Below are 13,292 nucleotides of genomic sequence, written 5' to 3'. Positions count from 1 at the left end.
AAAACTAAATATTACTCTATCATTTATAATATATCTCTACAGAAGTTTTACTATAATAAAATTTTATGGATAATTCAAATATCTCCATGATTTAAATTTTATTATTTTCATTCTTATTGTTTCTATTATCAAATATTTCAGTGAATTTGTAAAACATATTCTTCTAAGCCAGTTGTTTAAATTATATGCTAGTCCCTGTTTTTTGAAGTATATTAGTATTTAAAATAAATGATTAATTATTATGAAACGAATTTGCACGTATCATCTTATCAGAAATTTCTAATGACTTTTTATAAACTTCTTTTTCTTTATCTGCAAGTATAAATATCTACTCACCTATCTTAAATATATTTCACTGAGTAAATGAATTTTAGTTATATCTCCCACTTGTAATACCATTAATATTAATTTTGAGCATAATATGCCCAAAATAATACCTGCAATAATATCGGTTGGGTAATGTACATACAAATACATCCTTGATAAAGCTATTAACATAAAAATAAATCTATATTGAGGATAACTTATAGATAACATTTCTGAAGCGGCAAAAGAAGATAAGGCATGTCCCGAAGGAAATGAATACGATAGAGGCCTTGAAATCAAAAGACTAACATTATTGTGCTTATTACAGGGTCTAACTCGCCTTACTATATTTTTTACTATCCCTTCTCCTAAAATTGTGCCTATAATTAATGTAAATATTGTTATATACCCGATTAACTTATGAGTATTGCCTAATAATATAATGGACGCTATTATAATCCAAATTGAACCAACATTTCCCATATATGTTATTATTGGCATTAATATATCCAAATATTTATTATGTACATACTTCTTAATGAAGCATAGAATATAATTATCAAATTTATTTATTTCTTTCAAAGCATTTAAATACACCTAATTCCTCCACTGAGCTTGTGCTGAATATTACTATTCTAGATTACTCTTCAAATGTTTAATTGAATTTTCTAAAGTGATCCTACTACTATTTTGTGTTTTGATTTAAATTTTTACACATCAAAACATAAGTTGGTGGCAAGTTTAACAGCACCTTTTTTCTTTTAATTTTATTGAAATACATTTTAAAGAGCTTCATTTTAAATAAAGTATATTGAAAGGTTATAAATTCACCCTTATCCTTTAGTATTTCTTTTGTAATTGATAATATTTTTTTGCTCATAGCATCAGGTAAGCTTGCAAATGGAAGACCTGAAACTATATAGTCAACCTTGTCAATATTATATTTTGTTAAATATTCCTTTAAGTTCTCTGCGGAATCATTTATAAGTATGAAGTTAGTCTCACCTTTAAACTTGTCCTTTAAGATTTTATAAAAATCCGGATTATATTCTATTGCTATAAATATAGTTTCATCTTTCTTTTTATTTAATATTTTTTCTGTAAAAATTCCTGTCCCTGGCCCATATTCTACAATACAGGAAGCATTAAAAAAATTAATATCCTCAACCATTTTATATGCTAATTTCTCTGAGCTTGGTGCTATAGCACCTACTGTTTTGGGATTTTTTATATATTGTTTTATAAAATTACTAATTTCCATTTCATCCTGCCTCCTAAGTTAATATAAAAACAGTATAAGATACAACTATTAAGCTTTTACTAAAAAAAGTATTAAGAATTATTAAGATTTTTTTGATCTCATTCCATATATAAAAGATATAATGTGGTATAAAAGTAATTACAATAATCTCAATAAATTTTAATTTAATATATTTTTATATGTGTCTGTCAAGCAATAGCCTTTTTTTATAATTGAATCAATTTTAATATTGTATTCTTCTAATTCATTATTAATTTCTAAGTTAACAATGGCCTCACTATAGCTGTTGCTGCATGTTTGCTAATACCCTTAGAAAAACAAATTGCAAACTTATCATTATCAATTAGTAAATTAAATACCATAATATCAACTAAACTTGGAGTAGCTATTGATACTGATAGCTCTAATGATGATTCTCGCAAGATAGCTTAAAAAAAAGGCGATAAACATTTTATTTTAAGTGTTTATCGCCTTTAAATTTATTTATATTTTTGATTTCACTACTCAATTATTGCTATATATACTATTAAAACTAAAATACTATATATATAAAACTATTATAGGCATAGTCGCTAATAGAATATCTTCATATATATTGCAATCATATCTATGCTGTTGTTTCCCACGAAAATCCATAAAATGATTCTTTTGTCTCTGCAATTATAAATATTTCATTCCATTCTTCAAAAAGTATATATGCTTTTATAATTTCCTCTTTTTCAACTTTTATGGGAAGTTGCTTTTTAAGCCCACTACTATAATTAACAAAAGTTTTATAAAAATCTTCTGTTCTCATATTCTGAGGATTATATAATTTTTTTCTTTTTTGCCACGTATATTCAGGTGCCATATAAGGCCTGTCCAATAAATATTCAACATATAAACTCTCAACTGCAAATTTCATTAATGATAAATTTACATAATCCTGTTTGTGAGAAACAAAAATTATTATTCTTTCCTCACTATCTGGTACAATGAAATCAAATTGATTAAATGTATAATACTTTATATATGGATAATCAAATGTATTAACTTCTTCAATTACTTTATTCCAAATTTCAATATTTTTCATAATATCACCATCTTATTACTTAATATAATTGATATTTAATATAACATTTCCCGTTGCTAAAAATCGGTATTTCTCATTCTAGTTGTTCAATTATTTATTCAAAATAATGCTAATATTACATAGTATTAAAAGTTACTTATTCCATATCTTTTTTAAAATCATATAAATTATAAAATAGACTATACACCACACGCCTAAATCAAGTAATGCCTTAAAATTAAATAAACCTTGTTCAAAACCATAATAAAATCCAGTTACTTTATATATAATATGTGTAATTATATATGTCATTACAAATGCAATAGGCACAATAAGTTTATCATTCTTTTTCAAATACTAATCCCCCTTTGTACGTAATAATTACTATTACGTTTGATAAGAATATTGTACATTAATTTTTATAATTATAAGTACAAGTCCATCAGTATTTCATCATCAAAAATACCACTTACACAAAAGAAATTCTTATGCACGCCAACCTTTATAAATCCAAATTTCTCATACATCTTAATCGCATTAAAATTACTTGCCTTAACACCAAGACTTATATTTTTTATTGTCCCTTGTTTCTTGGAAAATCCTATTAATTCCTCCATCATAACACTTCCAATTCCATTTCTCCAATATTCCTTTTTAACTGAAATAGCAATTTCGCTGTTATGATCAATCCTTTTTCTGCTATTACCGCTAATTTGTGCAACACTAACAATATTATTATCTATAATTCCTAAAATCATTAATGTATTGGTAGCATTATTTATATTTTTGATGTACTTCATTTCCTGCTCAACAGTAAGATGAAATTCATCTTTTCCAAATAATAAGTTATCACTCTCACCACCAACAGTATTAAGATATTCAATCATTTTTTCAGCGTCATCTACCATAGGTTTTCTTAATATTAAATTCTGACCATTTTTAATTTGTATTTCTTTTAAAATATAAGTTGATAAAAATTCATTCATATATGCTCTCCCAAATAATTCATTATATAATGCTACTTTAAATCAATTATAACATAAACTGTAAATCCAGAAATCTGCTACTAAAAAGGTATCCTCTTTATTGTCTTTAAAATAAAAAATAGCCAGTGGAAGAATAGTGAAAGTTTTACACTCACTAGTTTCCAACGTAGCTATTTTACTGATACGAGATAAGCCATAAGCTTAGCTCTGCTTTCCTAATATGTCATACAACAATTATAATGCATTTTAAATTTCATTTGTACTATTAAAAAAATCTACGACTTCTTCTAAATAAGGTTTTTGAATTTCATCTCTTTCCCTATATATTTCATGTCTAGAATTTTCTATTCTCTTGATTTTACAATTATCAGCGTTTTGTGCGAATTTGTTTTGCCCACCTGATTTCACATAGGTATCTTGTCCAGCTTGAAATAATAATACAGGTATTGTTACTTTCTCTGCATTTTCTTTTTTAGTTATTTCTTCCGTTACTTTAAATGATTCATTTGCCCAATTATATGATGCTTCTCCTTTTTGAAAAACCTCATTGTTAACTATAATATCATGTAAATAATTATACCTGTTAAGAGATGTTGTCCCTATATTTTTAACATTATATTCAGGAGTATAACTATGTTTGCCAATTACATATTCTCCACCACGTCCCAAAGCCACTTCAGATTTAGCAATTATTTTAGCTAAAAAACTAGGTATATTACCAGTATTGACTTCAAGCATTGGTGCGCTTAAAACAGCTGAATCAAAATATTTTGGATAATTTTCTAAAAACTCAGCTCCAATAGCTCCCCCCATTGAATGAGCATATAAAAAAGTCTTTTTACCTTCTGTATTTGGTACAACAATTTCATCCATAAAACCTTTAAAATCTATAACATACTGCTCAAATGATTTTACATGTATTTGAGTTTTATCTGCTATTCCAAGAGGCGTTGATCTTCCATGTCCCCTATGTTCAATCCCAAAAACATTATATCCACTCTTCATAAAATAATAAATCAATTCATGATATTTCTCTAATGATTCTCCATAGCCATGAGATATTACGATATTTCCAACAGGATTATCTATCAAATATTTTTCATAATATAACTTAACGTCCTCGTCTCCATCAATATACCCATATTGCAATTTATTATTGATATATGGTTCTACAATATTTTTCATATTATCACTATAATTCTCTTCAGAAACATATATGTTATTTAAGTTATCACTTGCTTCTGACGCATTGGCAATCTTACTTAAAATATCATAACCTCCAAATAGTTGTCCAATTATTATAGACATTACTAATAATATTCTCAATATATATAATAATCTTTTTCTTCTATTTTTGTTCATAACTATTATTCACCTCTTTTTCTTATCATAGTTAAATTCAAACAACCAAAACAAAAATAAGGAGCATACTTGTCTCAATAAACTCAATGTATGCTCCTTATTAGGATGAGTTATATTATAAATACTCTAATATTAATTAGTTATACTTAATTATTCCTCAAGCAATGAAATTGACCATTTCCCACAAGCAGTACATTTATGAACTGTTATAACAAATAAATCAAATTTCTTACCAGCTGCTGCAAGTCCAAGTGCATCTCTCTCTTCTTTTGTTATAAAATCATCACTTTCATCAATATAACCGATTATCTCTACCAACATATTCTTTTTAGTTTTATCGCAACAAAGATTATCTCCTGCAATCTCTATCATTTCATATTCTAAATCTGGACTTAATTCTTCTATTATAGGTATTAAATCTTCATATTCCGTTATATCACCTAAATAATCTTCTTTATAAAATATTAGATCCTTAACTTGAAACAATTTTTTCATGTATTTCTCCTTTTCTTGCTTTTTACTATCATTTTTTGAAATATAGATATTAACTATTATATTATTTATGTCTTATTTTATCAATTATCTTATCTTAAGAACAACCTCTTAAAGCATACTCCTGAAATTATTGGATAAAATAAAAAAGATTTTTAAAAGGGAGTGTGAACTTATGAAAAAATTTTTTTCAACTTTATTACTATCTACAATATTATTTACTACATTATTAATTCCTGCTAAGGCATACGCAAATGATAATTTAGCACAATTAAATAATCCCGCAGTAAAATTGCAGCTAGCTGAGCAAAAGCTCTGGATTGATCATGTTTCTTGGACTAGAAACTTTATAGTTAGCGACTTATCTTCTCTTGGCGATAAAGATGCTGTATTACAGAGATTACTAAAAAATCAAGATGAGATTGGTTCATCAATAAAACCTTATTACGGTGAAGAAGCTGGCAATAAACTATCAAAACTTTTAAGAGAACATATTGCAATTGGAGGTCAAGTAGTAGATGCTGCTAAAAATAATAACAAAGATGATTTAGATAAATATAATAAATCATGGTATAAAAATGTAGATGAAATTGCTGATTTCTTAGCCAATGCAAATCCTAATTGGTCAGATTCACAATTAAAAGACATGTTACATAAACACTTAGAATTTGTTACAGATCAAGTTATTGCTAGAATAAAAAAAGATTGGTCAGCAGATGTTGAATCATATGATAAAGGTGAAGAACATATGATTAAATTTGCAAATACAATAAGAGAAGGAATTATAAAACAATATCCAGATAAGTTTAAATAAAAAACTTTTCTCTTTTAAATATATTCCATTTTAGTTTGTCATACTTAATACTTGCATTATCATTACTTTTGGTAAACTACAAAAATATGTCTAATTTAAAATAAAAGAGTACTTTTTGTTAAATGTTATACTTACAAACAAAGAGTACTCTTTCCTTCTATTAATTATCATATAATTTTAGGCACAATACAAAAAATAACAAGTCCATTTGTAGCCTATCTTCCATCATACTGCATAAGCAAAATGTCATAATAGGCGCACTATTATAAAATCTTACTTCCTTATCTGATAAAAAATATCCATCGCAACTTTGGATTTGTTCTTTTCTTTAATGTGCCTAATTTTCTTCTATAAGTTTTTTAAGTTTATTTTGTACTAACCATAGCTTCTTTTGTTTTCTATTATAAGCTACCATTCTATTTTTATTATTTTTATTTTCATCAATTAATTTTATATATTTTTCATCTGCAATTTTTAAAGCATCCTCAATTACTAAAAGCTCCTCCTTAGTAAACATGACTATCTCCTCCTAATAACTTAACATTCTAAAGACACATTATTTTCTTATATGTCTTAGTTATAACTATTATAACATAATTATATATTATCATAATATTTTACTCTTTAGGAATGGCATAAACAAATGTAACATTTTCAATCTGATTAAATTTAACACTCTTATCATTGATTTCATTTCTAAAAAATCTTTCCATACTAAATTCTGAAAATCGATTTCTTACTTGATATTCATCTGCGCCATAGACATTAGTTACAGCTATATCACCATAGCTATTAAAATTTACAACCATATACCAATTATAGATATTCTTTAATTTTTCAATATCATTATCATTTTTTTTATTTATATCCGTTAATGTTTTCAAATTATTATCAGTATTTGTCTTAATTATATTTCCATCTTTATCCAATACTAAATAATTTAAACTTTTAAACTTATTATTAAATTTTTCTTGCCACGATTCTAATGAATTGTTCAAAATATCTGCTACCTTATCATTATTATTTTTAGCATCAGATTTTAAATATACTTCTCCAAAAGTTAAACTTTTCCCTTGTTGTTGTTCTAAAACATTTTTATAAAGAACATAACTATCTTTATGGATATCATTTAAAAATTCTGTATCTTCATAATAATCTTCCAAATTTGATGTTTTTATTTCTTTCATTTTGAAATGCATACTAATTAATCCAATAGAAACTGTTACAACAACTAAGAATGCTAAGATACTTATTACATAAGTCTTACTATGCTTATGCTTTTTATCTATACTTTTATTAATATTTTTGCCCATGAACGCCTCCTCATTTTTATTATTTTTAAACTTTGTATCATTACTTAACTATAGATATCTAAATGTAAACTTAGACTTATGCGATAATTTACCGAAAGGACAGGTACTCTGTTGTTTCGGTTACTGGGAATAAGTTGAGGCTTTCTAACATCAAAAGTTGCACCATTTCAGCATGCTACCGACACAAGCCAAAACGGAACAACTTTTGATGAAGAAATGCCCGCAACATATTCTCTAATGTAACACTTAACAAAAGAGCACCTATCCTTTCTGATATAGTATATATCAGAAAGTAGAACTATACTTATTTGTTGTTAATATCTCCACTAGAAATCATATATATATTTGTGAAAATTTCATAAGTCCGATGGAACAAATATATATATGATTTCGGTGAGTTACCACATAAGCTCCATTTTCATTGCGGAACCCCATACTTACAATGCTACCTTATCTACTTTATTTTCATTAAAATCATATACATCTAATGTATTCATTCCTACATACTTTACTTGCAAATCATTATCCCACGTATATAGACATGGTTCACTATTAATTACTTTTAAATTTGATAAATCTCCTACATCATTGCATATCTTTCCTGATTCACAGCGAACTTTACCATTTATTAATATATCTTCTCTTTTAAATTTGGCTGAATCTGTCCATTCTCCATTAGAATTTAAATAATATCCATCATACATCCATGCATTTTGAATCAAATATCCATTATATTTAAAATAATACCATTTAGAATCAATAAATTTCCATCCTGTAGCCCAAGAACTCCCCTCTGTATACCACCAGCCATAATTATCTTTTTTCCATTCCGCATTTGCTCGTATTGGGTTCATAAATGTTATTACTATAAACGATAACATTACTAAAGAAATTCTTTTTAGTTTTTTCAATTCTTTCACCTTCAATTTCTTGTATTCTAGTTTTACATGATAAAAAACTTAAGTACATTAAAATAAATAACAGGTGTAATTTTCCATGGATATTTTTCATCATGTGAGGACGTCCATCTTAGTGGATCTATTAGGTCAATTTGCTCATGCAGCATTATGGAAAATTGACTATCAAATTGACTTGCTATTTATTTGAATGTGCCTCAATCCTTTTCTTTTAAACTTAGTAACACAGCATGCATGTCCTCTAAATCTTCTTTACTAAGTGAATCAAAATTATTTAATTTTTCTTGAATTGTTTCGATAACCTCACCTTTATATGATTGATCTTTATTATTTTTATTTAAAAAATAAGTTGATATAGTACCAGTTAACATTCCTACAAATCCTATCCCAACTAACATTAATATGGATGCTATAATTCTTCCCGCATTGGTTGCTGGACTTATATCTCCATATCCAACAGTTGTTGTAGTCACAAAACTCCACCAAAGGGAATCAGCAAAATTCTTATTTTCTACCACTGAAATTCCAAATGCTCCAAAAAATACTGTTAATATTGTTATTATTAATATATATCCAAAATTATTCGTTTTTAAAAATTTATCTGCTCTATGTTTAAATTTATATAGTAATACTGTAAATCGTAATAGTCTAGACAATTTTGTTAACTGTAATACTCTAGCAAATCTAAATATTCTTAATGACTGCAATAGAGTTCCAAATGGTATTATAGATATTAAATCTATTTTATTATTTTTAATAAATTCAAGTTTATTTTCACTAAAAATTAATCTTACTATATAATCTATTACAAATATAACCCATATAACATTATCCCAACAATCTAATATATAAGTACTTTCTTTTGACAAGTTTAATGTCAATTGAGCTAAAATTATTGTACAAACTATAAGAGACAATATAGAAATAAATATTTCATAATATAATTTCTTATTAATTTTTCCCACAAGTACGTCCCCCATTAATGTTTATATCATAATTGTATATTATTTATGTTGTTTGTCAATTTCTTCATAGAATTTAATACTCGGATTTATAACAATAAAAACATAGCACTTCTTATAAATAATCAATGAATCAAACCTAATATTTCATGATAAACGAATACAAAAAGAAAATATATATCTATATGCTATATGTTTAATACTCTTCGATCTATGCTTGATAACCAATATTAAGAATAATTTATTTTCTTAATTATATGTGTATGTTGAAAGTTGAATTCTAAATTAAAATTATGTACAGTATCACTATGGAATGAATAAATCATATTTCAGCATATATATAAAATGATATAAAACGTCAAAAGAGGTAGGTTAAATGTAAAATTGTAACCTACCTCTAAAAATATTTATTGAGCTCGTAAGAATTTCTCATAATTTTCTATTCTATCCTCTCTATTTGTCTTTTCTAACCAAATATTATACGCCGAAATAACCTTCTCTATATTTTCTAATTTCAAATTTTTCTTCTTACCTTTTTTAATTTCTGAATACATATTAATTTTAATTAAATTTCCCATTATTAATCCCTCCTTTATAAAAATAAAAATCTATTAACTTTCTATTTCTATTTTAACATATAAGTTCTAATTAATAAAATTTATAAATAATAAATATTGCTCTATACTTCTTCTGCTGAGACTTAGAATTTATTAATAAAATCTTTTACGACCTATATATTATTACTTTCTATATTAATAATATATACTATTTAATAATAATTATCAAGTAGTTTTTATAAAAATAACAAAAGCTAAAAATATTCTTTCTTGATTTCTCTTCAACAATTGCAATATTTTGAAGCATATTAAAGTAAGTAAAAAACATTCACTTTTATTAAAATCACATACTTTTTATTATAACTAATTATTATTTTATATACATTAAATAAAATAACAAGTCCAAAATGTCATGATGAAAAATAACCTTTGCATATGGACTTATTATTTTTTGAATGTGCCTATTTATTACATAATATCAACTGTTCTTTTATAGTATTCTTCTATACTTTCAAAGCACGTATTTACCATAAATTTTATATCATCTTCATTAATCACATATGGTGGAATAAAATACAATACATTCCCCATTGGTCTTAACAATAATCCTTTTTTAAGAGCAATTCTATAAATTTCATAGCCCACCCTCATTTGCCAAGGATAAGTTTCCTTTGTTTTTTTATCTTTTACTAATTCAATCGCTGTTATCATTCCTATGCTTCTTACATCACCTACATGCTTCGAAGCTTCTGCTTTTTCTAATGTAAGTTTCTTTATAAGCTCACCCTTTTTTATATTATTTTTTATAATATTATCTTCTTCAAATATCTTCAGATTTTCTACTCCAATAGCACAAGCCATAGCATTACCCGTATAAGTATGACTATGTATAAATGTTTTTAGTTCTTTATAATCTCCATAGAAACAATTATATATTTTATCTGTAGTCATAACTGCTGACATAGGCATATATCCAGCAGAAATTCCTTTTGAAAGACACATAAAATCTGGACTTATTTCAGCATGATTACATGCAAACATCTTTCCTGTTCTACCAAATCCCATTGCAATTTCATCCGCAATAAGATGTATATTGTATTTATCACAAAGCTCTCGAAGCTTTTTTAGATATATTGGAGAATAAATTCTCATTCCTGCTGCACCTTGAACCATAGGCTCAACTATCACTGCACTTATCTCCTCATTGTTTTCTGTCAAGCATTTCTCCATGTTTTCAAAACACTCCGCATTACAAACTTCCCTTTGAAGGCCGTATTTACATCTATAACAATCTGGCCCTTCAACTCTTAAAGTTTCTAAAAGAAGAGGTTTATAAACTTCATTATATTTATCAATATCACATACAGATAATGCCCCTAAAGTTTCTCCATGATATGCTCCACTTAGTGTTACAAATCTCTTTTTTCTTGGATTTCCCATTTGCATATTATAATGAAAACTCATTTTTAAAGCTATTTCTACCGCTGAAGATCCATTATCAGAGAAAAATATTTTTGTAAGCTTGTCCGGTGTTATTTCCACAAGCTTTTCAGCTAACTCTATAGCTGGCTTATTTGAAAAATCCGCAAATATAACATGTTCAACATTGTCAACTTGTCTTTTTATTGCTTCATTAATTCTCTTGTTACTATGCCCTAAAGTATTAGTCCACCAAGATGATATACAATCTAAATACCTATTTCCATCTATATCATAAAGCCAAACACCTTCACCTTTTTCAATTACTATTGGTTTAAAATCATCATAATCTTTCGCTTGTGCACAAGGATGCCATATATACTTTAAATCTTTTTTTACATAATCATTCATATAAATATACCTCAACTTTCACTTTATAGTTCGTCCATACATTCTTCTAGAGTAGAAACATTAAAAGACTTTTCAGCATATGTCCTTATAGCGCTAACCATAGAATCATTTATATTCTCAACATTTTCAATACCTTCAATGTTTTTAATATTTTCAAGCTTACCTATTATAGGTAACTTGGTAATCTTTTGTATCATTTCAATGTTATTATTATGAAGAAGATTACCTATATAATTGTTTATTATAATTCCTTTAATATTAATTCCTAATGATTCCATATATCTTACAGTCAATACTGTATGATTGATTGTTCCTAGTCCAGCTCTTGCAACAAGAATAACACTCATATTCAAATCTTTAATAAGATTCTCAAGTCCATATATTCCATTTTCATCATCTATTAATGGACATAATATTCCGCCACTGCCTTCCATAATTATATAATCATATTTTTCCTTTAAATAATTGAATTTTTCTTTTATGACATTTATATTGATAGGTTTCTCTTCAATTTTTGATGCAAGATGTGGTGATACTGCAGTCTTATAAACATATGGTGTTATGTTTTCATAATCCTCATGTAAATTACCCATTTCACTAACAATCTTTGTATCACCAGGGATAATATCATTACCTACCTCAATAGCTCCACTCAATGCTGCTTTGAAATAAGTCGCATTATATCCATTACTCCTCATAACATGCATAAGTCCTGACGTTACAATAGTTTTACCTGCATCAGTATCTGTTCCAACTATAAATATTCCCTTTGTCATTTTTCTCCCTCACTTTTAATCATGTAATATTCTTACTCTATATATCCATATCTATCTAATATAGGTAGTACTTTAACTGAAATATATGCCGAAAATATTGTTAGTATCAAATCTCCAGCTACGCAAACCACAAAACCATAAAAAAATGCAAAATAAAAAGAAATTTTTTGACCTAAATATAAATTATAGCTAATGTATATATACACTACTCCAAATAGGTATATAAAAAACAAACCTAAAAGTAATATTAATACTGCTTTTAGAAAAGTTAATTTTTTTACTTTTTCTCTTATCTTTCCTATAACATATGCCGCTATTATAAAACCAATAAGGTAACCAAATGTCGGCTTAAATATATAATTAATTCCACCTCCTTCTGTAAATACAGGTATCCCAATAAGTCCAATTGTCACATAAACTATTTGTGATAATGCTCCTAATTTTGATCCCAAAATCATACCCGATAATGCACAAAACAGATATTGAAGAGTAAATGGTACAAATGGAATTGGTATTTTTATAAAAGCTCCAATTGCTGTTAATGCTGCAAACATGGATACCAAAATTAAGCTTCTCGTACTTTTCATAATTATTCCTCCTAACCATAATATTCACATATAAGGATAGTCCAACGTTTTTATATCGTCAACTTATATTTTGTTTAT

The 13,292-nt window shown here is 26.4% G+C and carries 17 protein-coding genes; 2 read left to right on the top strand and 15 right to left on the bottom strand.

Annotation, left to right across the window (positions count from 1 at the left end; translation table 11 throughout):
* Positions 1–336: 336 nt before the first annotated feature.
* Positions 337–903, bottom strand: coding sequence for a phosphatase PAP2 family protein (locus tag CLSA_RS07960; RefSeq protein ID WP_022745076.1), 567 nt, complete (start codon positions 901–903; stop codon positions 337–339).
* Positions 904–991: 88 nt separating this feature from the next.
* On the bottom strand, positions 992–1,567 hold the full coding sequence (locus CLSA_RS07955; protein WP_022745073.1) for a class I SAM-dependent methyltransferase: 576 nt from the start codon (positions 1,565–1,567) through the stop codon (positions 992–994).
* Positions 1,568–1,846: 279 nt separating this feature from the next.
* On the opposite strand from CLSA_RS07955, the gene CLSA_RS24250 reads away from it, so the two are divergent.
* On the top strand, positions 1,847–1,999 hold the full coding sequence (locus tag CLSA_RS24250; RefSeq protein WP_430733269.1) for a YvrJ family protein: 153 nt from the start codon (positions 1,847–1,849) through the stop codon (positions 1,997–1,999).
* A gap of 175 nt (positions 2,000–2,174) precedes the next feature.
* Here the strand turns inward: CLSA_RS24250 and CLSA_RS07950 are convergent, their stop codons facing one another.
* The 5 genes from CLSA_RS07950 to CLSA_RS07930 all read right to left on the bottom strand — a co-directional run bounded on the left by CLSA_RS07950 (position 2,175) and on the right by CLSA_RS07930 (position 5,461).
* Complete coding sequence (locus CLSA_RS07950; protein ID WP_022745067.1) at positions 2,175–2,639, bottom strand: hypothetical protein; 465 nt, start codon at positions 2,637–2,639, stop codon at positions 2,175–2,177.
* Positions 2,640–2,771: 132 nt separating this feature from the next.
* Positions 2,772–2,972 carry a hypothetical protein gene (locus CLSA_RS07945; RefSeq protein WP_052334791.1) on the bottom strand — a complete coding sequence of 67 codons (201 nt, stop codon included), beginning with the start codon at positions 2,970–2,972 and terminating at the stop codon, positions 2,772–2,774.
* Between the two features lie 71 nt (positions 2,973–3,043).
* A complete protein-coding gene (locus CLSA_RS07940) occupies positions 3,044–3,604 on the bottom strand; it encodes a GNAT family N-acetyltransferase (protein ID WP_022745064.1) in 561 nt (186 codons plus the stop codon).
* Between the two features lie 246 nt (positions 3,605–3,850).
* On the bottom strand, positions 3,851–4,966 hold the full coding sequence (locus CLSA_RS07935; RefSeq protein ID WP_022745062.1) for an alpha/beta fold hydrolase: 1,116 nt from the start codon (positions 4,964–4,966) through the stop codon (positions 3,851–3,853).
* Positions 4,967–5,116: 150 nt separating this feature from the next.
* Positions 5,117–5,461 (bottom strand): hypothetical protein, encoded by a 345-nt coding sequence (locus tag CLSA_RS07930; protein ID WP_022745059.1) that lies wholly within the window; start codon positions 5,459–5,461, stop codon positions 5,117–5,119.
* A gap of 172 nt (positions 5,462–5,633) precedes the next feature.
* Between CLSA_RS07930 and CLSA_RS07925 the strand changes: the two genes are divergently transcribed.
* Entirely contained in the window at positions 5,634–6,272 is a 639-nt protein-coding gene (locus tag CLSA_RS07925) for a hypothetical protein (protein WP_022745058.1), read from the top strand.
* Positions 6,273–6,609: 337 nt separating this feature from the next.
* Here the strand turns inward: CLSA_RS07925 and CLSA_RS07920 are convergent, their stop codons facing one another.
* The 8 genes from CLSA_RS07920 to CLSA_RS07890 all read right to left on the bottom strand — a co-directional run bounded on the left by CLSA_RS07920 (position 6,610) and on the right by CLSA_RS07890 (position 13,214).
* A complete protein-coding gene (locus CLSA_RS07920) occupies positions 6,610–6,789 on the bottom strand; it encodes a hypothetical protein (RefSeq protein WP_022745057.1) in 180 nt (59 codons plus the stop codon).
* A 100-nt stretch (positions 6,790–6,889) separates the two neighbouring features.
* Entirely contained in the window at positions 6,890–7,585 is a 696-nt protein-coding gene (locus CLSA_RS07915) for a hypothetical protein (RefSeq protein WP_022745056.1), read from the bottom strand.
* A gap of 437 nt (positions 7,586–8,022) precedes the next feature.
* A complete protein-coding gene (locus tag CLSA_RS21985; protein ID WP_022745055.1) occupies positions 8,023–8,496 on the bottom strand; it encodes a transglutaminase domain-containing protein in 474 nt (157 codons plus the stop codon).
* Between the two features lie 203 nt (positions 8,497–8,699).
* Positions 8,700–9,467, bottom strand: a complete 768-nt coding sequence (locus tag CLSA_RS07905; RefSeq protein ID WP_022745054.1) for a potassium channel family protein — start codon at positions 9,465–9,467, stop codon at positions 8,700–8,702.
* A gap of 404 nt (positions 9,468–9,871) precedes the next feature.
* Entirely contained in the window at positions 9,872–10,042 is a 171-nt protein-coding gene (locus CLSA_RS23410; RefSeq protein ID WP_022745053.1) for a hypothetical protein, read from the bottom strand.
* 447 nt (positions 10,043–10,489) lie between these two features.
* Positions 10,490–11,851: an adenosylmethionine--8-amino-7-oxononanoate transaminase gene (gene bioA, locus CLSA_RS07900; RefSeq protein ID WP_022745050.1), complete on the bottom strand. Its 1,362-nt coding sequence runs from the start codon at positions 11,849–11,851 to the stop codon at positions 10,490–10,492.
* Positions 11,852–11,874: 23 nt separating this feature from the next.
* The gene (gene bioD, locus CLSA_RS07895; RefSeq protein ID WP_022745047.1) at positions 11,875–12,627 is read right to left on the bottom strand and encodes a dethiobiotin synthase; all 753 of its coding nucleotides are present in this window, start codon (positions 12,625–12,627) and stop codon (positions 11,875–11,877) included.
* A gap of 32 nt (positions 12,628–12,659) precedes the next feature.
* Positions 12,660–13,214 carry a biotin transporter BioY gene (locus CLSA_RS07890; protein WP_022745044.1) on the bottom strand — a complete coding sequence of 185 codons (555 nt, stop codon included), beginning with the start codon at positions 13,212–13,214 and terminating at the stop codon, positions 12,660–12,662.
* Between the last annotated feature and the right edge of the window lie 78 nt (positions 13,215–13,292).

The sequence above is a fragment of the Clostridium saccharobutylicum DSM 13864 genome (genome assembly GCF_000473995.1).
Taxonomy (GTDB): domain Bacteria; phylum Bacillota; class Clostridia; order Clostridiales; family Clostridiaceae; genus Clostridium; species Clostridium saccharobutylicum.
The sequence above is the reverse complement of the archived record's forward strand: the minus strand, read 5'-3'. Positions and strand labels throughout refer to the sequence as shown.